Origin of the sequence: Anaerococcus cruorum, from assembly GCF_046365495.1 — a bacterium.
In the GTDB taxonomy this organism is placed as follows: domain Bacteria; phylum Bacillota; class Clostridia; order Tissierellales; family Peptoniphilaceae; genus Anaerococcus; species Anaerococcus cruorum.
Genome location: NZ_JBGMEH010000001.1, coordinates 1 through 24,649 on the forward strand (window position 1 = coordinate 1; position 24,649 = coordinate 24,649).

Below are 24,649 nucleotides of genomic sequence, written 5' to 3' on the forward strand. Positions count from 1 at the left end.
CCGTACACTCTCTCAAGCCGGCTACTGATCGTTGCCTTGGTGGGCTTTTTTCTCACCAACTAGCTAATCAGACGCAAGTCCATCTTACACCGCTAACCCTTTGGTTAATATCTCATGCGAGATAAAAACATCATAGGGTATTATTCTCCGTTTCCAGAGGCTATCCCCTTGTGTAAGGCAGGTTACTCACGCGTTACTCACCCGTCCGCCACTAATCCGCTTAAGTTCATTCCGAAGAAATCTTTTAAGTTTCATCGTTCGACTTGCATGTGTTATGCACGCCGCCAGCGTTAATCCTGAGCCAGGATCAAACTCTCATGAAAAATATTTTTTACTACTATTACTAATAGTAGATTAAAGTTTAATTCATAAGAATCTTTCTCAGTCTCCGTCCTGCGACCACTCCGTGGAGGGTCCTCTATTGGCCGGACAGGCCTGCTTCTGACTCTATTTCATTTACACTGATCTTAAAATCAATGCGTGATTTATTTTAATCATCCTTAAAGAAATCAACTTGGTTAAAGTTGTCAATAACTTGTTTGTTATTTATTGATAGGCTGATTATGTTTTTATTTTACATAATCATTGATATTAAATTTCATTTTAGATGTTATATTTAACATCCGGTTCATGTTGTCGTTTGTTTGTAACGACTTTTATAGTGTACTACTATTTTCTAAACTTGTCAAGGATTTTTTAAAAGTTTTTTAAAAAATCTTTTTTGTTTAAGTTCAGTCTCTTTCGTAGTGACTATAGAAGTATACACCCTATATTTTTACTTGTCAAATATTTTTTGAAACTTTTTTATTTTCCAGCTAAAATGGCTTCTGCTGTCCTAATTCCATCTACTGCAGAAGAAACTATCCCACCTGCATGACCACTTCCTTCTCCTACTACGTATAAATTATTTAATCCTAAGGATTTATTTTCTTTATCTCTTATCATCCTTATTGGTGATGATGATCTAGTTTCTACTCCTGATAGTATTGCATCATCATCTGCAAATCCTTTTAATCTATTGCCCATGTATTCTATTCCATCTATGACCATCTTATCTATGCTTGCTGGATATAGACCTCGTAGATTTGCTAATTTATAAGCTGATTCTACTGATGGTTTTATTTGACCAAGTTCTTTTGTCGCTACATTTTCTTTAAAATCAATAAATTTTTGAACTGGTACTTTACCCTCTCCTAGCTTGTAGGCTTTACTTTCTATTTCTCTTTGAAATCTCATGCCGTCTAATAAATTTGTCCCATATATCTCCTCTCCGATGGTTACTATTAAAGCAGCATTGGAATTTTCTCCATCTCGGTCATGGTAGCTCATACCATTTACACAGTTCATACTTTTTTCACTGCTGGCATTTACTACATAGCCACCTGGGCACATACAAAATGTGTAGGCAGAAAGACCACTTTCTTTATCATTATAGGAGAGGTTATAGGAAGCTGCCGGTAATTCATTTCCTTCGATATCGGTTTTTTTACCATTATATTGAGCATCATTTATGGTTGTTCTCTTATGTTCTATCCTAAAGCCTACTGCAAAGTTTTTGTTTTCCATTTTTATTTTATCACTTAGCATTTCAAAGGTATCTCTTGCTGAATGGCCTATGGCTAGTACATAGGCTCCACTTTGGGTATTTTCTCCATTTATAGTAATATTTTCCACCTCACTATCAGAAATATTTATATCGTCTAAGTGGTGGGAAAAGTAAAACTCTCCTCCATTTGATTTAATTTCTTCTCGCATATTAATAATAACATCACGAAGTAAGTCTGTACCGATATGGGGTTTGGCATCTATCATAATATCATCTGGAGCGCCGTGCTTATGAAAGGTTTCTAAGACCATTCTAACTCTTGGGTCTTTGCTACGAGCAGTAAGTTTCCCATCAGAATAAGTGCCTGCTCCACCCTCTCCAAATTGGATATTTGATTCTGGATTTAATTTGCCTGTTTTTTTGAAAGATTCGATAGTTTTTATCCTATCTTCTATGGCCTCTCCACGTTCATAAACTTTTACCTTAACACCATTTTGGGCAAGGACATAGGCTGTAAATAGGCCAGATGGACCTGCTCCTATTATGGAAACTTCTTTGGGTGGATTACTAATTTCGATATTAGATTCTCTAAATTCAAATCTATCTGCATTTTTTATTCTTTTTAATTCCATATCTGTTGGATCTATGTTTACAAGGACTTGGTAGGAGAATTTGATTCCTTTTCTAGAATCTATAGATTTCCTATAAATTTCGTAGTCAAAGTCTTTTTTATTTATTAGTTTAGATATTTTTTGTTTTAATTTATCGGGATTATCTGATTCTAGAATAATATTTCTAATTATAATCATAAAGCCTCTTTCATTTTTCTCATTTAAAAAGACCTCTATGGGTCTTTAAATTTTGTACTGGTCTTTGATTGTCAACAAATTGCCCCTAATCTCATCTGTTAGGTCATCGTAGGTAAGTAATTCATCTATGTCTTCTTTGGCTTTACCTATATTTCCTAAGGTTAGATTAATTTGAACTTTATTGTAAGTTAGCCTTGGATCTTGGGGGAATTTTTCCAAACCTTCTGCAATTACACTTAATGCATCCACTTGCCTATCGTTTAAGTATAGGGAAATTGCGTAGTCATTGTAAAGTTCTCTAAATTCTGCTCCGCTATCTAGAGAATTTTCAAAAGCCATAATTGAATTTTCGTATTGGCCAATATTTTGGTAGGCTACTCCCAAGTAGTAATAAGCATCTGCGCGTTTTTTATTAGAAAGTAGACCTGTTAATTTTTTAATAGCACTATTGTAATCGCCCTTGCCTATAAAATATAGAGATTCTTCTATTTCTGCATTATCATTTATTTCAGTTAATTTATCTCTTATTTCATCTTGGGCTTCTGGTGCATCTGTTTTTTGTAAGGCATTGTTATAAAAACTGCGGGCCTTAATGTATTCTCCTAGATTTGCATAAATATTTCCTAATTCATAATAAGAAATTGCAAAATTTTCATCTCTTACTAGTGTTTTTTGTAAAATATCAAGCGCTTCTCTTATAAAATCATCCTTATACTTATCATCTACTTCATAGGCCCTTGGCCATAAAAATCTTGCGTAAAGATACGCATTGTAATTATCAGTAGGATTTAAAATATAGCCACCCCTCAAAAGCAAAAGGGCTTTATTGATATCAAAATCGGCAACTGATATGGCCTTGCTTGAGGCATACCTACTAATATCATCTAAAAACTGAGCAAGGATAATTTTGTATTCTTCGTTATGGAGAAAATCTTCATCAGCTCCGATATTAATAAGCATTCCATCTAAGAAATTTTCTAGCTCTATTTTCTCACTCATAGATCCAGTCATAATCCCACTTTGGATATCATCTACATATATTGGTAGAGGAATATCATCCAAAATAGGATAATAACTATTTTCTTTTAAATCTAGGTAGGCAAGATTTTCTGTAAAAGTTCTAAAATAATTATCTAATCTCATCTTAACCTCTCATAAATTTTCTTTGGCGGTAGGAGTGTTTATCTAAGTACTTAAACAAGTGGCCCCTGATAAGATAAAATATCAAATCAATAATAGCAATTAATAAAATATACATAGCCTGACTTGTAAATCCTACACTTCCATTAAGGGATAATTTAATAATAATAATTAAGCAAATTAGAGAAAATACCCCATAAGTTAGGAAATTGTCACAAACAAACTTTGCAGATTTTTTAAGGGCATCTGTTCCTGCATTTCCATTTATATAGACTTCTTCTAATAAGGCAGACATTAAAAAGTTAAAACCTACATATAAAAATAATTTAACATCTGCAAATCCTGGCAATAATCCAATAAGCATTTCTATAAGATAGAAATAAAAAAATGTACTTAACATAGGTTGCCAAAAATTGTTTATAGAGTTCCAAATCGATTTTTTGCCAGTATTGCCATAAACAACAACTGATCGCATGGATTGGGCAACAAAGCATAGGAGGGCTACTTCAAGAAAATAGTTAATTAATCCTCCTATAAAACCCCCACCCACCATAGATGTCACTCTGGAATTTAGAAAAATAGCTCTTATTAAAAATACAAAAAATGCTACATAAATTTTATTAAACTTACTAAAACTTTCTTTAAAAGCCTTGCTAGTGACTTCTAAAAAGTCTTTGAACCTATCGTTCATTACATTTTCTCCACAGTTTTAATGCCTAGTAGCTTTAGACCTGATTTGATAATAAGAGATGTAGCGTATGTTAAAGCCAGACGCTCGTTTTTGATTTTCTCATCATCCACCATAATTTGGGAAGAATTGTAGAACTTATTAAAGGCCTTAGCAATTTCTGCTATATGTCGAGTAACTAAGGATGGCTCGTATTTTTCACGAGCTTTTGCTACTACATTTCCAAAGTCCGCTAATGTTTTTACTAGAGCAAATTCTTCATCTGTATTTAAGTTTTTAAATTCAGCTACATCAAAACTTTCTACACCAGCTTTTCTTAAAACAGATTTGGCACGAGCGTAAGTATATTGAACATATGGTCCTGTTTCACCATCGAAGTTTAATACTTCATCCCAGTCAAAAACATAGTCTTTGATACGGTTATTATAAAGTTCTTGGAATTTCACAGCTCCTATACCAACAATTTTTGCAGTTTCATCTATATCTTCTATATCAGTATTACGATCTACCATTATAGATTTTGTTTTATCTATAGCTTTATTTAATACATCTTCTAGGAAAACTACTTGACCCTTACGAGTAGACATGGTTTGATCTTTTAAACTTACCATACCAAAGGCAATGTGTTTGTTATCATCCCACCATTCATAGCCCATCAATTCTAAGATTTTTCTAAGTTGTTGGTAATGAAGGTTTTGTTGGGTTGCTACTACATATAAATTTTCTTTAAAGTCATATTCTCTTTTACGATTTATAGCTGTACCTATATCACGAGTAATATAAGAGCTTGAGCCATTTGATTTTATTATGATAGCTGGGGTTAAATCATATGGACTTAGGTCTACAATTTGCGCTCCGTCACTTTCAACTAACAGATTTTTTTCTTTTAAAAGTTCAATACTTTCTGGAATAAATTGTGAGTTGTAGCTTTCCCCATTGTAATCATCAAATTTGATATCAAGAAGCCCATATACTCTTTCAAATTCGCGAAGGGAAATATCCTTAAACCATTGCCATAATTTTGTAGCTTCAGGATCTCCATCTTCTAGATTTTTAAATTCAGCGCGAGCAGCATCCATCATCTGCTCATCTTCACTTGCCTCTGCATTATATCTTACATAAAGTTTTAAAAGTTCATTGATAGGATCTTTATTTATAGCATCTTCATCTCCCCATAGTTTATAAGCTGCAATCATAGTTCCAAATTGAGTTCCATAATCTCCTAGGTAGTTTGTAGCTATAACATTGTAGCCTAAAAATTCGTGGATATTTCTAATAGCATCACCTTGAACTGTTGATCTAATATGGCCTATATGAAAAGGCTTAGCTATATTTACTGATGAAAAGTCAATTACTATATTTTTGCCCTTACCCTCATCACTTTTACCAAAGTCTTCTTTTTTTTCTAAAATCTCATTTAATACTGAGTTTTCATAAAGATTTCTATCTACATAAAAGTTTAGGTAGGCATTTAAGCTTTCAATTTTTTCAAATTCTTCTATTTCTAGTTTTTCTGCCAAATCACTGGCTATTTGTGCAGGATTTTTTCTAAGAACTTTTGCTAGGGTAAAGCAAGGGAAGGAATAATCCCCCATGTCATCTTGTGGCGGAATCTCTATTAGATTATAGATTTCATCATACGATAAACCTATATCCTCATTTTCTAATTTTTTTGCAATTATCTCTTTAAAATCTTTCATTAATCCTCCCTACTCAAAGCTAACTATTGTTACTCCATAGCCGCCTTCTTTGTCATCGCCTAGCCTAAAGTTTGCGATTCTCTTATCATTTTTTAAATTTTCTGTAACACCATTTATTAAAGCACCTGTCCCCTTACCGTGGATGATTTTAGCCTTTGATATTCCTGCAAGCATGGCATCATCTAAATATTTATCTAAGTTTCTCATGGCATCATCATATCTTTGTCCACGTAAATCAAGGGTTGGTGATATGTTCATTGCTTTTTTAGCATTATACACTTTTTGGATATTTTTTTCTGTTTTGCTATCACTTTCTACCTTGGTAACATTTTTGATGTTTGAATCCATCTTTAAAATGCCCATTTGTAGTTTGATATTACCCTTATCATCTGGCTCAGAAATCACCTCAGCTCGCTCATTAATACCTTCGATAATTACTATATCCCCAAGCTTTAAATCTTCTGGGGCATCATTTGATTTTCCAATTCTAAGTCCTTTTTGTTTTCTTTCAATTTTACTAGACTTATATCGATTTCTGATGTTATTTAAGCTACGGTCTATATCAGAAGTATTGGCATTTTTAGATTTTTTGGCTTCTTTTAACATTTCTTGAGATTCTGTATTTGCTTTTTCTAAAATTTCATTTGCCCTATCTTCTGCTTCTCTAATGATAGCTGCTCTTTGTTTCTCTACTTCTTTTGACTTTTCTTCTAAGTCTCTTTTAGCTTTTTGAATTTCTCTTTTGTAGCGGTCTATCTCTGCGTTTTTAGCTTCTATTTCTTCTTTATTTTCTTCTATCTCATCTAGGATTTTATTTACATTTTTAGTATCTTCACCCAGTAAATTTTGTGCATTTTTTAGTATGCCCTCATCTAGGCCTAAACGTTTTGAAATCTCAAAGGCATTTGATTTTCCTGGGGTCCCTATTTCTAGCTTATAGGTTGGAGATAGGGTATTTACATCAAATTCTACAGAAGCATTCATAACACCAGCAGTTTCTACCGCATAATATTTTAATTCGCTGTAGTGGGTTGTTGCAAATGTCATTATTTCTTTTTTTCTTAAATAATCTAGGATAGAAATGGCCAAAGCTGCCCCTTCTGTTGGGTCAGTACCAGATCCTAGCTCATCTAAAAGTACTAGAGAATTTGGACTAGCGTTTTCAGTTATTTTTACAATTTTTGTAAGAGATGCAGAAAAGGTTGATAAGCTCATCTCAAGAGATTGGGTATCACCTATATCTACAAAAATATCATCAAAGACATTTACGATACTATTTTCCTCAGCTGGTATATAAAAACCAGTTTGAGCCATCAGGGATATTAACCCAACAGTTTTTAGAGATACAGTTTTACCCCCAGTATTTGGTCCTGTAATTATAAGAGTTTTATAATCCCCACCAATAACTACATCTATAGGCACAACCTTGCCTGTTAATAGTGGGTGGCGGGCTTGGTTTAATTTTATAATCTTATCTGTAGTTATTTTTGGCTTGGTGTATTCATTATTAATCGCATACTTAGCCTTGGCTGCTAGGAAATCTATACGTCCAATTAGCTTTTGGTTTTCTAAAATCTCTACATCAAATTTTTCAACAAAACGAGATAATCTATCTAGGATTCTTCTGATTTCATCTTCTTCTTTTAATTCCAAATCTTTTAGCTGGTTATTTAACTCAACAATAGCAGCCGGCTCTACAAATATAGTATTGCCAGATGAGGACTTATCATGAATAATCCCGCCAATTACAGATTTTTTATTAGTTTTTACTGGCACTACATAGCGGCCATCACGGATAGATACTACCTTGTCTTGCAAGGCATCATCATACCTGTCACTAGAAATATAGGAATTAAGCTTTGCTTTTATATCAGCTTCCTTGCGTTCTTTTTGCCTACGAATATTTCTAAGTTCACTTGATGCATTATCAGCTATTTCATCTTCACTAATGATAGACCTTTCGATTTCATCTTTAATAAAATCATTGGTAGAAATTCTAGCAAATAAATCTTTGATGTATGGCTCTTCTATGTCTTTGCCATAATCTTTTAAATATTCAGATACTCTTAAAAGGTCATTTACTTGTAAAAGCTCATAAGGCTCTAGGATCCCTCTTTTTCTAACATAGCTAATCATATCAGAAAAGTCATAAAGACCGAATAAATCTATATTACCAAATCGTGAAATAACTCCTACCATTTGTGCTGTATTTTCTAATTCTTCTTTAATATCATCAGCATCTGTCATAGGAGCTAGATTTAAAATTTTATTTTTTATAACACTTGAACGTGCTTGGCTTGCTACTTTTTCTAAAATTTTCTCATATTCTAAAACTTCTAAAGTTCGCTCTTGCATTAAATCACTCCTTTTGTGTAAGAATCGCGAATTTTTGCCTGGTCTATATTTAAAATATCATTATCATCCATTACTGAATATAAGAGTGAAACCTCGTCAGAAAATTTATTACTGTCAAAACGACTAGGTTTTTCTGGATATATTTTAGAATAATCTCCATAACGGATTACTTGCATTTTTTCTCCATCATTAGACTCTAAAACTCCTTTATTAAACCTACAAGTTTCACATCCAGATAGACCACATTTTTTGATTATAGAAAATGGGCAGTGGCGCATATTCATAAGCTCAATTCTAGAAAAAACTAGGGCTTCTACTGCTTGGTTTTGACTAATATTATTTATAATATCAAGGTCTATCTCACTTGATACACAAATATTTTCTGCAAAATCCTTATAAAAATTTGCAGTATAGGAATTAAATATATTTAAGTATCTCCCAATTCTTATTTTTATATCATTATTTTTAAAATCATTAACAAAGGCTAAATCTCTGTAGTTATTTAAAATAACTCCTTTTATATCATTTGCCTTTATATAAGACATTAATTTATCTATCTCGTATTCATCATGGGCATCTAGGTTTAAATATAAATTATTTCCCCTATATTTTTCATCAAAAGACCTGATATAAACATTGTCAAAATCACTTAATAAATCATTTGATATATTATTTGTAAGTAGCTCTATATTTTTCTCAGCTTTATGATTTTGGTCATTTTCTATTTGTGGTAGGTCAATTTTTATTTTATCCCTATGGTATGTTTTTAGGATTTCTTCTTCTAAAAGAGCAATACCCATCCTACGACACTCATTTATATCTTTTTTTCTTAAAAATATTCCCTCATCGATTTCAATATTTATAGCACTTGAACTAAAAATTTCATCATTAAATTTAGCCAAGTTTTCTTTTATATCTTCTGTAGTAAGGGAAATATTTTTTGCTGCCTCTACGGTTACTGGATGAGTGTAGCTTGCTGATGTATTTTTATAAGTAAGTGTTATTTGTGGATTTTCTCCAAGATGGGCTTTAAAATCAATTTTTATCGGTAAATTTCTATAAGCTTCTAGGGCTTGGTCCTTTTGGTCTGTAACCTTATTCGAATTTACAATAAGAACATCAGAATCTATAGCAGCATCTGGGTATTTTTCTAAAAATATTTTTTCATTTACCTTATGATCTCTAGTTGTAGTAAAGGGTAATTTCTTGCCTTTTTCTGTAGTAATTTCTAGATTATCTCCTAAGTATAAATCAGAATTACTTATAAAATACTTTTTATCTTTAGTAGATGACACTTTGCCCACGCTTCTGTGCTTATTGTCATCTTCTAAAGTGATATAATCTCTTTTTTGGCCAAAGATAAAGCCTTTGGTGTATCCCCTGTTCGAGCTATCTAGCATTTGATTTTTATCATAAGTATTTTCTTCAATTTTGCTTTTATAATTAGTAACTGCTGCAAAAACATATTCTGGAGTTTTCATACGACCTTCAATTTTTAGACAGTCTACTCCTATTTCTATCAGCTCATCTAGGTTATCAATAGCATTTAGGTCCTTCATATTTAAATAATAATCATCACCTAAAACCTTGCCACCAAATATTAATTTATATTTTTGCCTACACGGACCAGCACATCTGCCGCGATTTGCAGATCTCCCTCCAAAATAAGAACTCATCAAGCATTCGCCAGAAAAACTCACGCAAAGTGACCCGTGAACAAATACTTCTGTTTCAACGGGTAAGCTTGCAATTTTTCTAATTTCATCTACTGGAGTTTCTCGTGCTATTACAATTCTATCAAAGCCTAAATCAGCAAGATATTTTGCTCCAAAATATTCTCTAACTGCCATTTGTGTTGATGCGTGAAGCTCCATGCCAGGGACCTTATCTTTTATAATAGAAAAAAATCCTAAGTCTTGGATAATTAGGCCATCTACTTCATACTCATAAAGTTTTTCTACATAGGAAATCGCCTTTGTCATTTCATTATCTTTTATCAAGGTATTCATAGTAATAAATACTCTTTTACCAAAAAGATGGATATAGTCTATAGTCTCTTTTATATTTTCTAAGGTAAAATTTTCCGCATAGGCGCGAGCCCCAAAATCATCTAAGGCTAGATAAAAACTATCAGCTCCTGCAGCAAGACCTGCATAAAGCATATCAATCTTGCCTACTGGAGCTAATATTTCAGGTTTATTCATTAAATAGACCCCTTTAATTGGTCATTTTCTGCTTTAAGGTTTACTGCTTCTTTTTGCAGTCTTTCTACTTCTTTTCTTAGCTTTTCGATAGTTCTTTCGCTTTCTTCGTTTACTTTTATCTTTTTGTTTAGAGATTCATTGTCATCTTCTAAAATTTTTATTTTTTGTGAAAGTTCATCTACTTTTTCAATTAATTCATCATTATGTGCTACAGCTTTTTTGTAGTTTTCTACAAGGCCAGGATAATTTTCCATAGCTTCAGAAGAATCTTCTTTAAGATTTTTATATCTATTGCCAACATGGTAAAGGTCGTTGGCAATATTGACACTTGCTAAAACGAGCTCCCTGTCATAGCTTAGTTTATTTGATTTCACTTCTGCAATTTTACTACTAACATAGGCAGCTATATCTTTTATTTGTTCTTCGCTTTCATCGGTAACAAGAGTATAGCTTGCACCATCTATTTCTACCTGAACTTTTTTCTCGCTCACTTTTGCTCCTAACTACGTAATACTATGCCTGATTTTTCTAAATCAGCTAAGATATTTTCTTCTATATCTTTTATATCTTCTTCTTTTAAAGTTTTATCATTATCCCTATATTCTACCTTGTAGGATATAGATTTTTTGTCATCTTCTATTTGGTCTCCTGTATAAATATCAAATAGTTCAATATTTTTAACAAGATTGCCACCATTATTAATAATTGTATCTTCTATGAAGCTAGATTCAACATCACGGTCTGTTACAAATGAATAGTCACGGGTAATTGCTGGATATTTTGGAAGTTCAGCATACTTTCTATTTCTAATTCTTTGATCAGCTATTTTTGTAAGGTTGATTTCTAAAATTAAAGCACCTTTTTTGATGTCGTATTCATCGCGTACTTCATAGGAAATTTCTCCCATAGTTCCGATAAATTCATCCCCGTAATAAATATCTGCACATCTTCCTGCGTGGAAAATAGGATTTTCTTTTTGGGTTTTATAGGTAAATCCATTAAATCCGACACGTGCCATTGCAACTTCAAATATATCTTTTAAATCATAGAAATTATATGATCCATAAAGGCCCATAGTTAAAGTATCATTTTCGTTTGGTAAATCAGAATCTGTTTTTTCAAATGTCTTACCAAGTTCAAATAATTTTAAGTCTCTTTGACCGCGGTTGATATTTTTTGCAATCACATCTAACATATTTGAAATTTGAGTAGTTCTCATAACTGAGAAGTCCTCACCTAGTGGATTTGTTAATTTTATATATTCTCTTAATTTTGAGTCTGCTAGCACACCCATTCTGTCAAATTCTTTTGGTGAGATAAAAGAATAAGTTGTAAGTTCCGCAAATTTTTGACCAGCTAATTCTCTTTTTAAATCATCTCTTAAAAGTCTAGCATCTGATCTAAGTCCCCTTTGCAGGCTAGAATAAAGTGGTTTCGGCTCTATGTTACCCATACCATAAAGTCTTACAATTTCTTCTATTAAATCTGCTTCGATTTCCACATCAGTTCTAAAGAATGGAACTTTAGCGCGGATAGTATTTTCATCTATATCTTCTACTTCAAATTCTAAAAGTTCTAGATTTTTGATAGCTTCTTCTTTAGTAAAATCTACTCCTGTTAGAGCATTTAGCCTTGATATGCGTAGGTCTACAGTTCTTCCTTCTGAATTTTCTTTGCCCTCTTCTATAAATCCACCAACAACTTCCCCAATTCCTAAATCTGAAATAATTTTCATAGCACGACGGCTAGCGAAATCTGCCATTTCAAGTGGAAGTCCTTTTTCAAAACGTGTTGACGCTTCACTACGTAGGCCAAGTTTTTTAGAAGTTTCTCTTACACTTGTGCTATTAAAGTTAGCTGCTTCTAGGACTATATTTGTAGTTTCATCAGTTACTTCTGTATCAAATCCACCCATTACTCCTGCTATACCAACTGCATTTGCTCCATCAGCTATAACTAGCATATCTGAATCAAGTTTTCTTTCTTCTCCATCAAGAGTTTTTAAAACTTCTCCTTCTTTGGCTTCACGAACTATAAGTTTTTTATCCGTTAATTTATCTAAGTCATAAGCGTGAAGGGGTTGGCCAGTTTCAAGTAAAACAAAATTTGTTATATCTACTATATTATTTATTGGACGCATGCCTGCTAAAATAAGGTAATTTTGTAGCCATTGAGGTGATTTGCCTACTTTTACATTTTTAGCTACTCTTGCAGTAAACTTAGCACAATTTTCTGAGTCTATACTTACCCCATTAAAATAATCTTTGATATCTTCATCATTTTCCTTGTAGTCAATTGATGGCAGTGTGATTTCTTTACCAAAACTTGCTGCTGTTTCTCTTGCCATACCAATAATTGATAGGCAGTCCGGTCTGTTTGGTGTGATTTCGTACTCGATTACAGGAGTATTTGAAGATAATACTTCACTAGCTGGAGTACCTGGTTTGTATTCTTCATTTAAAATAATAACTCCATCTCTAAATTCTTTTGGAATTACATTATCTGGATAGCCTAGCTCTGCATAAGAGGTAAGCATTCCTTCGGAGTTGATACCAAAAAAGTCGTGGTCTCCTATATAATCCCCATTGTCCATGGTTGTACCACTTGTAATTACAAATAAGTAATCACCCTTTTTTGTATTTTTTGCTGCAGTTATAATTGTTGCAGGATTTTCACGCCCTATATCTATTTTTAAAACTTGTAGCCTATCAGCATCTGGGTGTTTTTCTTGTTCTAGGACATGACCTACAACTACACCTTCTAAGTCTGTTGTTCTTATAGTTACTTCCTCAACGTGAGATCCAGTTTCTGAAAGTCTATCTGTTATTGTTTTTAAATCTTCATCTATTTTTACGTAATTGTTTTGCCAAACTAAAGGTACTAACATGTTTTCTCCTAAAATTGTTCCAAGAATCTTTTGTCATTATCATAAAGTAATCTGATATCATTAAGGCCGTATTTTACCATAGCAATTCTGTCTACTCCAAGACCAAAGGCAAAACCGGTGTATTTTTCACTATCGATACCGCAAGCTTCTAATACATTAGGATGAACCATACCTCCACCTAAAAGCTCCATGGACCAACCAGTATTTCCACAAGCTGGACAACCCTCACCACGGCAAATTGGACAAGTTGCATCTACCTCTAAAGATGGTTCTGTAAATGGGAAGTGGTGTGGACGATATCTTAGTTCCATATCATCTCCAAACATTTCTTTAATAAATGTTTCGAGTGTTGCCTTTAGATTTGCCATGGATACATTTTCATCTACAACTAGGCACTCTAATTGGTGGAACATTGGTGAGTGAGTAGCATCTACTTCATCATTTCTAAATACTCTTCCTGCTGATACCATTTTAATTGGTAGTTTCCCTTCATTCATAACTCTAATTTGCATAGAAGAGGTATGTGGACGTAGGGTAACATCATCTGTTATATAAAAGGTATCAGAAGTTGACCTTGCTGGGTGGTCTGCCGGTGAGTTTAGATCATCAAAAACATGTTTTACAGTATCTATTTCTGGTCCTTCAACGACATCAAAACCCATATTTTGGAAAATTGTTTCTAATTCTTCTAGAGTTTGGTTTATTAAAGCTAAATGTCCGCTATCATGATTTTCAAAGTGAGCTGTTACATCTATAGTTTCTTCTGCTATTTTTTCTTTTAATAGTTCTTTTTTAAGAGTTTCTGACTTTTCACTAAGTGCATTTTCTATTTCTGTGCTTGTTTGATTTATAAGCTTACCCGCCATTGGTTTTTCTTCATTTGGCAGTTTTGAGATGTTTTTCTTTAAATCTGTTATCACACCTTTTTTACCAAGGTAGGCTACTCTTATTTTTTCTAGATCTTCTAGGCTATTTGCAGCTTCTATTTCACTTTGAGCCTTAGCCAAGCTTTGCTTTAAATTTTCTTCCATTATTATTCCTTTCAATTTTGGTAATAAAAAAATTCCATCCTATAAAAGGACAGAATTTATCTGCGGTACCACCTTAATTGGTTAATATTAACCCACTTAAAAGCTTATAACGCAGCAAATCGTATCAATTACTAATTTCATATCAAGCTTCATCGGTGAATATATCTAACCGTAACTTTGAGAGCTTCCATCATCCCCTCTTGCTGGTAAAGAATAGCTAAAGTTTTTTCCGAATCATAAGCTAAGATTATTCATTAAAATACTAGCAGCAATAGCTGCATTTAAGGATTCTATTTTCCCTTTCATAGGAATTTTTACAAATATATCTGTCATAGATTTTATTTTATCTGACAAACCATTTGCTTCATTTCCTATAACTAGGATAATATCCTCATCAATCTTACATGTATTAATATCATACCCGCTCATGTCGGCTGCTACCAATTTGTAAGATTTTTTTAACAAAGCTATTTCATTATAGCTAGTTTGTTTTATATTTAATCTAAAAATGGAGCCCATTGAGGCTCTTAAAGTTTTTTCGTTATATATATCAACTGTGTTTGGAGCAAGTAAGATATCATTAAAGCCAAAGGCCTCTGCAGAACGGATAATAGTTCCCATATTTCCCGGATCATTTAGACCATCTAAAAGTAAAATTCTTTTTGATGAAATATCATTTTCTTTTTTCTTTTTAACTACTGCTGCAAATCCATCTGGTGATTTTAGGCTAGATAGTTTTTTAAAAAGTTTATCATCAAAGATTATCTTATCTAGCTTTGTTTGATAGTCCTTATTACTTTCAGATAAAAAAATAAAATCTACATCAGCAGAAGAGATAGCCTCTTCTACCAATTTCTTAGATTCTATAATAAATTTATCTTCTATATCCCTATACTTTTTGTTTTTAAGTTTTGATATATATTTAAATTTTTGGTTGGATGTAGAGTTTATAACCATTAAGCGTTTTGGTTAGCTAATTCTACTAATTTTGTAAATTCAGCTGGATTTTCTACAGCGATTTCTGCAAGCATTTTTCTGTTGATGTCGATGTTTGCTTTTTTAAGGTTACCCATTAATTTTGAGTATGTTGTACCATTAAGTCTTGCTGCAGCATTAATTCTAGCAATCCATAATTTTCTGAAATCTCTTTTTCTGTGTTTACGTCCAATGTAAGCGTAGTTTAAAGATTTCATTACAGCTTGGTTAGCTGTTCTGTATAGAAGGCTTTTTGAACCGTAGTATCCTTTTGCTTGTCTTAATACTTTTTTATGTTTTTTCTTAGCGTTTAATGCTCTTTTTACTCTTGCCATTTTCTATTTGCCTCCTAATTACATTCCTAATAATTGTTTAACATTTTTTTCATCAGCTTTAGAAACTACTGTTGATTTTCTAAGATTTCTTTTTCTAGCTGGTGATTTTTTAGCTGTTAAGTGACCTTTGTATGCTTTTCTTCTTACAACTTTTCCACTGCCTGTAACTTTAAATCTTTTTGCAGCAGCTCTTCTTGTTTTATTTTTATTTGCCATTTTCTTCTCCTTTTGGTTCTAGGAACATTACTAGGGATCTACCTTCCATTTTTGGTTTTTTATAAACTTGTACTCCCTCTCCAAGCATGTCCTTAAATTTATCCATTAATTCATAACCTGGTTCTTTACGACCTAGCTCACGACCTCTAAATCTTATAGAAACTTTTACTTTATCCCCGTTGTTTAAGAATTTTTTGGCTTGATTTGCCTTAGTTTGCAAATCATTATCCTCAATATTTAAGGAAAATCTTGTCTCTTTTAATTGAGCGTTTTTTTGTTTTTTCTTATTCTCTTTTTCCTTTTTTTCTTGATCGTATTTAAACTTTCCATAATCCATGATTCTAGTAACAGGTGGTTTTGCCTTTGGACTCATTAAAACTAAGTCTAGTTTTGCTTCATCAGCACGAGCTTGGGCATCTCTTAGTGTAGTTACTCCAACTTGGTTACCATTTTCATCGATTAATCTTACCTGGTCAGCTCTAATTTCATCATTTATTCTTAAATCTTTTATAGTTATACCTCCAATGTATAATTACATAAAAAAAGCGGGCACAAAGTACCCGTTCAAATTTTTAAAATCATCTTTAAAAATTATTAACCTACAAATTGTAATCGGCAGGTGAGTATCTGGGTACTTCTTTGTTGTCTATGTGCTATATAATACTAGCTTTTTATATTTTTGTCAAATCTTTTTTAATCAACTAATAAATATGCCACAGCATATATTTGGGGACCTACATGGACTGCTACTACTGATCCTGTAGGAGCTTTAAAAACTCCCTTGGCATTTTTTTCTAAATCAGCCAAGTCATTTTTTACACCATCTAATATCTTTATATCATTACCGTAAAGATAGGCCATGTAATAATTTTCCTTACCAGCTAGTTCTTCTCTAACTTTTTTCACTGTTTCTATGTATGACTTTTCTTTGCTCATTTTTAGCTTATATAAATCAAATTCCCCATTACCATCGATTGACATAAAGGGTTTAAAGTTTAAAACAGCAGAAACTTTGCTAGCAGCTTTGCCAAGTCTACCGCCTGCCTTTAAGTATCTTAATGAATTTATCCAACCAATAGCTATAGAATTGCCAACCGCTTTATTTAACTTTTTAACAGTTGTAGCAAAGTCAGTTTCAGAATTTAATAAATCATTAGCATACATCACTAAAAGTCCTTCTAGGATGGTAACTGTTCGACTATCAATAGTGGCTACTTCTAGTCCATGATGGTCTGCTATATTAGAATTAGTTATAGTTGAAGAAAGGTTGCTACCCATACCGATAAATATTACTTTTTCATAGCCATCATCTTTTATTTGCTTAAAGATTTTGCTAAAATCATCCGGACTTGGGGAAGATGACTTTGAAGAAAAGTCAGGATCTTCCTCATTTAGCCTAAACATATCATTTGGTGTAATATCTATGCCATCTTTGTAATATTTTTCATCTACAACTACATATAAACTGATTACGTAAATATTATTTTCTTTTACAAAGGATTCTGGTAAATTTGCGACCGTGTCAGTCATTAATGCAATTTTTTCTCTCATCTTTACCTCACCAATCAGTCTAATTTAAATAAGCCAAAACCAAATAAACCTGGTCCGGTATTTGCACCAAGGGTCGGCGATATTTGTATAGGATAATATTTTCTTGCATTTGCAATTATATCTGAGAAAGTTTCTTCAAGTTTCGCAAGCCCCTCCTCATAGCCACCGTGGCCTATAAATAAATAATAGTCTTTTACATTCTCAAGTTCATTTAAAACTATCTTTTTAAATTCGTTTAATACTTTCTTTTCACCCCTAGTTATCTTTAATAATTTAAAATTATTGTCTTCTGGCTTTATAGTTATGATTGGTTTTACTGATAAGGCATTACCAATCTTTCCAAAAGTTCTAGGGACTCTCCCACCTTCTACTAGGTATTTAAAAGTATTTAGAGTAAAAAATACCTTAGAATCATTTCTTTTTTCTTCCAACTTATCTTTCACTTGATTAAAGGTGTAGCCATCATCTACTAACTCTTTAGCATAAAGGGCAAAAATTCCTTCTGCCATAGTAAGACTTCCACTATCAAAAACATAAGTTTCAAGTCCCTCTACCTTTATCATGTTAAATAAATTATAGGTAGAAGAAAAATTTGCTCCAATACTTATCATTATTACCTTTTCATAACCATCGCTTTTTATCTTTTCCAAAAGTGCGGTAAGGTCTCCCGGTGATGGAGCACTGGTTTTTGGCAGCGAATTATTTTCCCTTACCCAGTCATAAAATTCATCAGGGCTAATCTCAAATCTATCTTTAAAATACTTACTATCTAAATTTACATATAAGGGAAGCAGGTATATACCTGATTTTTCTGCTAGTTCTATATCAATATCAGATGCAGTATCTGTTAGTATTGCTATTTTTTCCATAAAACTCCCAACTCGTTCTTTTTTGTTTTCTATATATCATATTTGATTTAATCGTTAATGTCTATCATTATTTTTTGATTAGGTTCAAATATTTCTCTTACATCTGTAAATTCATAAGCAAAATTCTCTTTAAACTTACTACTTATATTAGGATTATCTGCAAAATGCATGGGGAAAAATATTTGTGGACGCACTTCTCTTATAAAAGTATCTCCACCCTTATAGTAATTTTCATCAAGTCTTGGGTCTACTGGGAAAAATGCAATATCAACTGGTTCTTTTTTTATTTTTTCTACCTCTACTATAAAATCATCGTATTCTTTTTGCATCTCTTTTTCATCATAGTAAGGCCAAGCCCAAAAGTTAAGGTCTCCTGCATGGAAGATAGTCATATCATCTACATATAACAATATTGATATACCTTTATCAGTAGATCCAAAAGTTTTGATTTTTAAGGTCTTTCCACTATTTAATTTTATATTATAAGTATGATTTTCACTTACAATATTTACATTTTTAGAATTATAAAGACTTTTTAGCTGGTCCATAGATATTTTATCATCTCTAATATAAATTATATTTTCATTTGTTGGTAATTTTACTATATCTGAACTTAAAATATAAGTTTTATCTTTCATATTAGGAACTTTTAATATTTCTGCAGTGTAATGGTCACTGTGGCCATGACTTGAGATAAATATTACCTCTTTATCCTCTGGTATATTTAAAAGTCCCTTGTAATAATCAAAAACAATAAATAAATCCTTAGTTTCCACCGTATAGCAAGAGTGGTAAACATAGGTAATTATAATCTCATCTTTCATATACAACTCCATTCTCTAAAAGTTTATACCCATTAACTAAATAATGAAAGAGTATAATGGGATAAAGGAAGTGATTTAATGAAAAAAGAAATAAAAACAAATGCCATGCGTGCATTAGAAAACTTAGATATCCCATATGAACATATAGATTATGAATTTGAAGGGGAATTTAAGTCTACAATTGATATGACAGAAGAAACCCACCAAGATATAAGCGTGGTATACAAAACTCTTGCCACTATTTCAAACACAAAAGATATATTTATTTTTGTCATCCCAGGGGCAGAGAATATTGATTTTAAAAAAGCAAGTAGGTGTGTAGGAGTAAAGTCTCTAGAAATGTTGCCACTTAAAGATTTAAAATCTAAAGTAGGATATGAAAGAGGAGCAACAACTAGCCTTGCTATGAAAAAAGACTATGATGTAGTAATTGATGCTAGCGCCAAAGACCATGATTTTATAAAAGTATCAGCAGGTAAAGTTGGCCATAGCATAAAAATAAAAGCAGAAGATTTAGCCAAGGCAAATGGCGCTAAGTTTTTTGATGTTATCCAAAAATAATGTTAGATATTGAAAAAAATAAGGATTTTATAAAGTATTCATTTTTAAATGACGAGGATAATAATAGGTTAAGGCTTTTAGTAACCCTTTCCCCTATTTTTATAGCTTGTTTTGATAACGGAACTTATGAATTAGAATTTTTAAAAAATACTATAAAAAAATCAGTCTATCCTTATGGGCTATATCCAAACTTTTTCGAAGGTTTTGATAAAGATTCTTATTTAAAAACTTATGAAAAAAAGAAAGCCAATGAAGATATTATTTTAAAAAAGGATGGGTCCATAGATTTTTATGTAAATCCAATGGAAGAAAAATACGTAATTGCCCTTAAAAATTTAATTGAGGGCTTAATTTTGGATAGTGAGGCAAATAAATATTGGGATGACTACTTTAAGAAAATCCGAAATGACATAGTTATAAATGGCAGAAGGTCCATAATTGCCAATGGCATCCAAGGGTTTTACTTAAATAAATACGTCCTTGTTTGGATGATGGACTTATGTGATTATATAAAAGAAAATAATTCTAATCTTTATGAAGATATCCTGCCAATATATAATTTATCTAGTAATTTAAAAACTATAGCAGATAGTAAAAATCAAAATAAATAAAAAAATCAGACAAGTTAATGTCTGATTTTTATTTTAGCTTATTAGTTTAATTCTGCTGAATTTTCCCATAATCCGTGGATATTGCAGTAGCTTAGGGCATAAATTGTACCTTTTTTGCCTGCTTTTATGTATCCTGTTGCACATGGAATTGTGTATAGGTCATCTTCACCGTGAGCTGTAAATTCAGATGAAGCAATTTCTACTGGAAATTGTGCACCTTCAGCTTGGAAAAATACTTTAATCCATGCAATATGGTGTTCTAAAGTATTTGGATGTTCGATTTCTGTTCCTACTGCAGCTCTAATTCTTACTTTACCATTTTCAACACTTTCAAAATCAATTTCTGGAACGTGTTTTTCATTTGCCCAATCACCAGTTTGTACTGTTTGTGTTAATAAAGTCATATGTACCTCCAAATATTTTTTGATAAACTACTATCTATTATCAATATAACAGGTATTTAAAATAAAATCAATCTAAAAATCTAAATCTTCTAAACTTTTATTAAATTGTTCACCAGTTTCCATATTTTTTATAGAAACTTCATTTTTAGAGGCCTCTTCTTCCCCGATTATTACTACATACTTGGCATTTATCTTATCAGCATAGTTGATTTTTTTCTTAAACTTGCCTTCTTCTAGGTAGATATCAGCTTTTTTGCCTAGTTCTTTTAATTTATATAAGACATCAATAGCATAAAAGTTAAATTCTTTATCCATAGGTAAAATTAATAAATCTGCCTTGCTAGTTTTTTCTTCTTCCACAAGTCCTAGTTCTTGTAATTGGTAAAATAATCTTGTAAGACCAATAGACATACCAACTCCAGGCAAGTTTTGTTTGGTAAAATTACTTGCTAGATTTTCATATCTACCACCTGAACAAACTGATCCGATTGATTCATAGCCATCTATAAAAGTTTCATAAACAGTTGATGTATAATAATCAAGTCCACGAGTAATAGCAAGATCAATTTTAATATTTTTATCTGCTACTCCAAATTTTACCATATATTCATAAACAGTTTTTAGCTCTTCTAAACCTTCTAAGTATAAATCATTACCAGCAAAAGCCGCTAAATTTTCTAAAACTTTTTCATTATCTTCACTTGCATTGATAAATTCTAAAGTCTTATCAGCCTTTTTTTCACCGATTAAATCTATTAGTAAATCTCTAGTTTTATCTAGACCTATCTTATCTTTTTTATCAATAGTCCTTAAAACTTCAGTACTATCTTCTATATCAATAGAGTTAAAAAATCCATTTAATAATTTTCTGTTATTTATATGAAAAGTAATATTTGGGAAATTTATCCTAGTAAAGACTTCAAAAATTACTCTAGCTAGTAAGGCGTCATTATAAATTGATAGGCTATTGTTACCAATTATATCAATATCTGCTTGGTAAAATTCTTTGTATCTACCCTTTTGATTACGCTCACCACGGTAAACTTTGCCGATTTGATAGCGTTTAAAAGGGAAATTTAAATCAGATAAGTGTTCTGAAACATATCTTGCAAGGGGTACTGTTAAATCAAAACGCAGGCTCATATCTTTTGAGTCACTTGCTATTTCAAAAATTTGTTTTTCCGTTTCTCCGCCACCCTTGGCAAATAAAATTTCATTTTTTTCGATAACTGGTGTATCGATTGCTAAAAATCCATAATCTTTAAAAGTATCTTCAATTGTATTTTTCATCCTGTCAAAAACCGCTTGATTATCTGGAAGTAATTCCATAACTCCAGCAATTGTTGAAGGTTTAATAATATCCATCTATTCTCTCCTAGGCTTTTTTTCAATTATAACATAAATAATTATTAGACTAAAGTTTCACCCTTATCTCTATTTAAAAGTCCTATTATAAATAAAATAATAAAAGGTCCTAGCCACGGAAAGCCATAATCATAAAGCGGTAGCCAAGAAATGATTTTCTCAAAATTTTCTCCTAAATTTGGATTAATCATAGAAATGTACATGGTTAGGGATTGAATTAAGGAAATAATTCCAGTTAATCCTAGGATAATTTTTCTATAAGCTTTGCTTAGATTATAATTTAGTAAATTAAATACAATCATTATTAAAACTAATGGATAAACAAAGGTTAAAAGTGGCAAGGTAAAGTTAATTATCCCATCTACTCCAACCATCGAAAGGATAATTGAAATGATTACTACTATAATCGCAATTATATTATAGGAAATTTTATCATTACACATCTTAGTAAACATATCAGAAATAGAGCTTATAAGTCCAATAGAAGTTGTAAAACAAGCTAAAACAATAATTGCTGCCAAAATATATTTACCAAATGATCCTAAAATCGATCTTGCAAGTACTATTAAAAGTTCTACTCTAGAATTAATATCAGGATAAGGTGTTGAACTTGTCGCTCCTAAATATGTAAGTGATAAGTAAACTAAAACAAGTCCTGTAGCTGCAACTAAGATAACTTGTACAGTTTTTTTCTTAAGATCATTTTCATAACCTTTTTCTATTAAAGATTTTATTATTATAGGTGCAAAAACTATTGAAGCTAAGGCATCCATAGTGTTATAGCCTTCAATAACTGACTTGGTAAATGTATGTGACTTAGTTATTGAGCTAGGCTTTGGGCTACCAATAGGATTTATAATTCCCGATATAATCATAAAAAATAATACGATTAATAGTAATGGTGTTAAATATTTACCAATTACGTCTATAATTTTGTTATCAGTTAGTATGAAAATTAGAGTTAACCCAAAAAATAAAATAATGAACAAATTGTAGGAAATATTTATACCAGAAGCTATCATAACCTCCCCACTAGTAGCACCTGTACGAGGTATAGCTCCAAGAGGTCCAATCACTACTGAAATGATTAATAAAACAAGATTTCCTAATCTTTCTCCACCTATTTTTATAAATTCTTTTATATCTCCATCTTTCTTAGCCATAGAATAAACAGCTACCGAGGCAAGGCCAACTCCAGTTAAGATAAATCCAATACTTGAAATCAACCAGTTTGACTCGTAAGTTCTCCCTAAAAAGGGCGGGAAAATTAAATTGCCCGCTCCAAAAAATAAGGAAAATAAGGCAAAACCTATAAATACAATATCCAAAATAAAACTCCTATCCTTTTAAAATATTTTATAATTATACTTTTATTTTTATAATTATCTATATCTTAAATAAATAAAATTGATCCAGTATCAACTAGGTCACAATTTTTAGGATACAGAAGCCTAATTTTAGAAGCCTCACTCTCTTTTTTTATAGTTTCATAGTTAGATAATTTTTCGATATTACCATTAAAAATTAAGGTTTTATCAAAAAATCCACAAGTACCCCCTAAAAATCCTTTATCAAATCCATCTAGAGGGATATTTTCTTGTCTTAATAAAATAACTTCTATTTTATCTTTTAAAGTCTTGTAGATACCAAAATCGGCCGTCAAAATCTTATCCCCCATAGGAATTATAGAACACCTAGTGTACCCCTGATTTGTAAATAAATGTTTGTAGTTATTAACTTTCATATAATTATTTATATTTTTTTCAGTAACATTATTATGGATATAAAAATCAGATCCCTTATAAACATTATAAATAGCATCATAAGGATACTTTTTACTTACACTCTCTCCTGGTATTAAATTTTTATCAGTAATATTTTTTTGATAATAATTTATAACACTACTATCAATTGATAGATCATTCTCATTTAAAGGAAATATTGATAAATCTGGGTGATCAGCAATCCTAGGATCTAGGTTTGGATTATCTATTGTTTCTATAAAATCCAGCTTGTTATCCTTTAAAAACTCTTTAAACTCAACTGTAGATTTTTGGCTAATAATTAACATAAAACTCCTCAATAAAAAAACTCCCATTATTTAAAATGAGAGTTTGTATTTGGAGGCGCCACCCAGATTTGAACTGGGGGTAAAGGTGTTGCAGACCTCTGCCTTACCACTTGGCTATGGCGCCATATAAGTTTGTCTGGCTAAAGAATCGACTCTCCATAAAATGGTCGTGCAAAGCACAAAAGTCCATCCAATATCCTGAATCCTCATGACAATAGTCAATAAGTAACCAAGGAAAACCACAGACTATAATTTTTAAAACAAAAACAACCAAGAAACGAGGAATCATTCTATTTTTAGAACAATTAACGCCACCTGGTATTTTCGATTAATTGATATTTTATTATAATAATAAAATATCAAGCGCTAATTAGCGCAAAATGGAGCGGATGACGAGATTCGAACTCGCGACCCTCGCCTTGGCAAGGCGATGCTCTACCACTGAGCCACATCCGCATGTACTTTTACATTATACAACTAAAAAAATTATTTGTAAAGTTTTTTTTA

The 24,649-nt window shown here is 31.8% G+C and carries 22 protein-coding genes, 2 tRNA genes and 1 rRNA gene; 2 read left to right on the top strand and 23 right to left on the bottom strand.

Features of this window, described 5'->3' with window-relative positions; genetic code table 11:
- The 17 genes from ACCQ40_RS00005 to ACCQ40_RS00085 all read right to left on the bottom strand — a co-directional run.
- Positions 1–323, bottom strand: a 16S ribosomal RNA gene (locus ACCQ40_RS00005); the annotation flags it as partial.
- A gap of 481 nt (positions 324–804) precedes the next feature.
- Positions 805–2,355: an NAD(P)/FAD-dependent oxidoreductase gene (locus ACCQ40_RS00010; RefSeq protein ID WP_410032088.1), complete on the bottom strand. Its 1,551-nt coding sequence runs from the start codon at positions 2,353–2,355 to the stop codon at positions 805–807.
- Positions 2,356–2,400: 45 nt separating this feature from the next.
- On the bottom strand, positions 2,401–3,498 hold the full coding sequence (locus ACCQ40_RS00015) for a tetratricopeptide repeat protein (protein ID WP_410032089.1): 1,098 nt from the start codon (positions 3,496–3,498) through the stop codon (positions 2,401–2,403).
- 1 nt (position 3,499) lies between these two features.
- Complete coding sequence (locus ACCQ40_RS00020) at positions 3,500–4,186, bottom strand: hypothetical protein (protein ID WP_410032090.1); 687 nt, start codon at positions 4,184–4,186, stop codon at positions 3,500–3,502.
- Complete coding sequence (gene argS, locus ACCQ40_RS00025) at positions 4,186–5,883, bottom strand: arginine--tRNA ligase (protein ID WP_410032091.1); 1,698 nt, start codon at positions 5,881–5,883, stop codon at positions 4,186–4,188. The genes ACCQ40_RS00020 and argS overlap by 1 nt, the downstream gene beginning before the upstream one ends.
- Positions 5,884–5,892: 9 nt before the next feature.
- Positions 5,893–8,238: an endonuclease MutS2 gene (locus ACCQ40_RS00030; protein ID WP_410032092.1), complete on the bottom strand. Its 2,346-nt coding sequence runs from the start codon at positions 8,236–8,238 to the stop codon at positions 5,893–5,895.
- The gene (locus tag ACCQ40_RS00035; RefSeq protein ID WP_410032093.1) at positions 8,238–10,442 is read right to left on the bottom strand and encodes a peptidase U32 family protein; all 2,205 of its coding nucleotides are present in this window, start codon (positions 10,440–10,442) and stop codon (positions 8,238–8,240) included. Before ACCQ40_RS00035 ends, ACCQ40_RS00030 begins: the two co-directional genes overlap by 1 nt.
- A complete protein-coding gene (locus ACCQ40_RS00040; protein WP_410032094.1) occupies positions 10,442–10,933 on the bottom strand; it encodes a cell division protein ZapA in 492 nt (163 codons plus the stop codon). Before ACCQ40_RS00040 ends, ACCQ40_RS00035 begins: the two co-directional genes overlap by 1 nt.
- Before the next feature lie 8 nt (positions 10,934–10,941).
- On the bottom strand, positions 10,942–13,329 hold the full coding sequence (gene pheT, locus ACCQ40_RS00045; protein WP_410032095.1) for a phenylalanine--tRNA ligase subunit beta: 2,388 nt from the start codon (positions 13,327–13,329) through the stop codon (positions 10,942–10,944).
- Positions 13,330–13,337: 8 nt separating this feature from the next.
- Entirely contained in the window at positions 13,338–14,360 is a 1,023-nt protein-coding gene (pheS, locus tag ACCQ40_RS00050) for a phenylalanine--tRNA ligase subunit alpha (protein ID WP_410032096.1), read from the bottom strand.
- Between the two features lie 234 nt (positions 14,361–14,594).
- Positions 14,595–15,317: a TrmH family RNA methyltransferase gene (locus ACCQ40_RS00055; protein WP_410032097.1), complete on the bottom strand. Its 723-nt coding sequence runs from the start codon at positions 15,315–15,317 to the stop codon at positions 14,595–14,597.
- A complete protein-coding gene (gene rplT / locus ACCQ40_RS00060; protein ID WP_410032098.1) occupies positions 15,317–15,670 on the bottom strand; it encodes a 50S ribosomal protein L20 in 354 nt (117 codons plus the stop codon). Before rplT ends, ACCQ40_RS00055 begins: the two co-directional genes overlap by 1 nt.
- An 18-nt stretch (positions 15,671–15,688) precedes the next feature.
- Entirely contained in the window at positions 15,689–15,886 is a 198-nt protein-coding gene (rpmI, locus tag ACCQ40_RS00065) for a 50S ribosomal protein L35 (RefSeq protein ID WP_410032099.1), read from the bottom strand.
- Positions 15,876–16,412 (bottom strand): translation initiation factor IF-3, encoded by a 537-nt coding sequence (infC, locus tag ACCQ40_RS00070; protein WP_394012238.1) that lies wholly within the window; start codon positions 16,410–16,412, stop codon positions 15,876–15,878. Before infC ends, rpmI begins: the two co-directional genes overlap by 11 nt.
- Positions 16,413–16,579: 167 nt before the next feature.
- Positions 16,580–17,437: a DegV family protein gene (locus ACCQ40_RS00075; RefSeq protein WP_410032101.1), complete on the bottom strand. Its 858-nt coding sequence runs from the start codon at positions 17,435–17,437 to the stop codon at positions 16,580–16,582.
- 14 nt (positions 17,438–17,451) lie between these two features.
- Complete coding sequence (locus ACCQ40_RS00080; protein ID WP_410032102.1) at positions 17,452–18,306, bottom strand: DegV family protein; 855 nt, start codon at positions 18,304–18,306, stop codon at positions 17,452–17,454.
- A gap of 47 nt (positions 18,307–18,353) precedes the next feature.
- Positions 18,354–19,130, bottom strand: coding sequence for an MBL fold metallo-hydrolase (locus ACCQ40_RS00085; RefSeq protein ID WP_410032103.1), 777 nt, complete (start codon positions 19,128–19,130; stop codon positions 18,354–18,356).
- Between the two features lie 78 nt (positions 19,131–19,208).
- Between ACCQ40_RS00085 and ACCQ40_RS00090 the strand changes: the two genes are divergently transcribed.
- Together ACCQ40_RS00090 and ACCQ40_RS00095 are read left to right on the top strand one after the other, a co-directional pair.
- Positions 19,209–19,691, top strand: coding sequence for an aminoacyl-tRNA deacylase (locus tag ACCQ40_RS00090; protein WP_410032104.1), 483 nt, complete (start codon positions 19,209–19,211; stop codon positions 19,689–19,691).
- On the top strand, positions 19,691–20,302 hold the full coding sequence (locus tag ACCQ40_RS00095; protein ID WP_410032105.1) for a hypothetical protein: 612 nt from the start codon (positions 19,691–19,693) through the stop codon (positions 20,300–20,302). Before ACCQ40_RS00090 ends, ACCQ40_RS00095 begins: the two co-directional genes overlap by 1 nt.
- A gap of 41 nt (positions 20,303–20,343) precedes the next feature.
- Here ACCQ40_RS00095 and ACCQ40_RS00100 read toward each other — a convergent pair whose 3' ends face one another.
- The 6 genes from ACCQ40_RS00100 to ACCQ40_RS00125 all read right to left on the bottom strand — a co-directional run bounded on the left by ACCQ40_RS00100 (position 20,344) and on the right by ACCQ40_RS00125 (position 24,598).
- Positions 20,344–20,706, bottom strand: coding sequence for a desulfoferrodoxin family protein (locus ACCQ40_RS00100; RefSeq protein WP_410032106.1), 363 nt, complete (start codon positions 20,704–20,706; stop codon positions 20,344–20,346).
- A 72-nt stretch (positions 20,707–20,778) separates the two neighbouring features.
- Positions 20,779–22,071: a histidine--tRNA ligase gene (hisS, locus tag ACCQ40_RS00105; RefSeq protein ID WP_410032107.1), complete on the bottom strand. Its 1,293-nt coding sequence runs from the start codon at positions 22,069–22,071 to the stop codon at positions 20,779–20,781.
- 44 nt (positions 22,072–22,115) lie between these two features.
- Positions 22,116–23,399: a branched-chain amino acid transport system II carrier protein gene (brnQ, locus tag ACCQ40_RS00110; protein ID WP_410032108.1), complete on the bottom strand. Its 1,284-nt coding sequence runs from the start codon at positions 23,397–23,399 to the stop codon at positions 22,116–22,118.
- Between the two features lie 65 nt (positions 23,400–23,464).
- Positions 23,465–24,142: a DUF6873 family GME fold protein gene (locus ACCQ40_RS00115; RefSeq protein ID WP_410032109.1), complete on the bottom strand. Its 678-nt coding sequence runs from the start codon at positions 24,140–24,142 to the stop codon at positions 23,465–23,467.
- A gap of 50 nt (positions 24,143–24,192) precedes the next feature.
- Positions 24,193–24,266: transfer RNA gene (locus tag ACCQ40_RS00120), tRNA-Cys, on the bottom strand.
- 257 nt (positions 24,267–24,523) lie between these two features.
- Positions 24,524–24,598 (bottom strand) — tRNA-Gly (locus ACCQ40_RS00125).
- Positions 24,599–24,649: the final 51 nt, after the last annotated feature.

Excerpts from the sequence above, each read along its gene's own strand:
- ACCQ40_RS00010 (WP_410032088.1), bottom strand. The coding sequence starts at position 2,355 with ATGATTATAATTAGAAATATTATTCTAGAATCAGATAATCCCGATAAA.
- ACCQ40_RS00015 (WP_410032089.1), bottom strand. The coding sequence starts at position 3,498 with ATGAGATTAGATAATTATTTTAGAACTTTTACAGAAAATCTTGCCTAC.
- ACCQ40_RS00020 (WP_410032090.1), bottom strand. The coding sequence starts at position 4,186 with ATGAACGATAGGTTCAAAGACTTTTTAGAAGTCACTAGCAAGGCTTTT.
- argS (WP_410032091.1), bottom strand. The coding sequence starts at position 5,883 with ATGAAAGATTTTAAAGAGATAATTGCAAAAAAATTAGAAAATGAGGAT.
- ACCQ40_RS00030 (WP_410032092.1), bottom strand. The coding sequence starts at position 8,238 with ATGCAAGAGCGAACTTTAGAAGTTTTAGAATATGAGAAAATTTTAGAA.
- ACCQ40_RS00035 (WP_410032093.1), bottom strand. The coding sequence starts at position 10,442 with ATGAATAAACCTGAAATATTAGCTCCAGTAGGCAAGATTGATATGCTT.
- pheT (WP_410032095.1), bottom strand. The coding sequence starts at position 13,329 with ATGTTAGTACCTTTAGTTTGGCAAAACAATTACGTAAAAATAGATGAA.
- pheS (WP_410032096.1), bottom strand. The coding sequence starts at position 14,360 with ATGGAAGAAAATTTAAAGCAAAGCTTGGCTAAGGCTCAAAGTGAAATA.
- ACCQ40_RS00055 (WP_410032097.1), bottom strand. The coding sequence starts at position 15,317 with ATGGTTATAAACTCTACATCCAACCAAAAATTTAAATATATATCAAAA.
- rplT (WP_410032098.1), bottom strand. The coding sequence starts at position 15,670 with ATGGCAAGAGTAAAAAGAGCATTAAACGCTAAGAAAAAACATAAAAAA.
- rpmI (WP_410032099.1), bottom strand. The coding sequence starts at position 15,886 with ATGGCAAATAAAAATAAAACAAGAAGAGCTGCTGCAAAAAGATTTAAA.
- ACCQ40_RS00075 (WP_410032101.1), bottom strand. The coding sequence starts at position 17,437 with ATGAGAGAAAAAATTGCATTAATGACTGACACGGTCGCAAATTTACCA.
- ACCQ40_RS00080 (WP_410032102.1), bottom strand. The coding sequence starts at position 18,306 with ATGGAAAAAATAGCAATACTAACAGATACTGCATCTGATATTGATATA.
- ACCQ40_RS00085 (WP_410032103.1), bottom strand. The coding sequence starts at position 19,130 with ATGAAAGATGAGATTATAATTACCTATGTTTACCACTCTTGCTATACG.
- ACCQ40_RS00090 (WP_410032104.1), top strand. The coding sequence starts at position 19,209 with ATGAAAAAAGAAATAAAAACAAATGCCATGCGTGCATTAGAAAACTTA.
- ACCQ40_RS00095 (WP_410032105.1), top strand. The coding sequence starts at position 19,691 with ATGTTAGATATTGAAAAAAATAAGGATTTTATAAAGTATTCATTTTTA.
- ACCQ40_RS00100 (WP_410032106.1), bottom strand. The coding sequence starts at position 20,706 with ATGACTTTATTAACACAAACAGTACAAACTGGTGATTGGGCAAATGAA.
- hisS (WP_410032107.1), bottom strand. The coding sequence starts at position 22,071 with ATGGATATTATTAAACCTTCAACAATTGCTGGAGTTATGGAATTACTT.
- ACCQ40_RS00115 (WP_410032109.1), bottom strand. The coding sequence starts at position 24,142 with ATGTTAATTATTAGCCAAAAATCTACAGTTGAGTTTAAAGAGTTTTTA.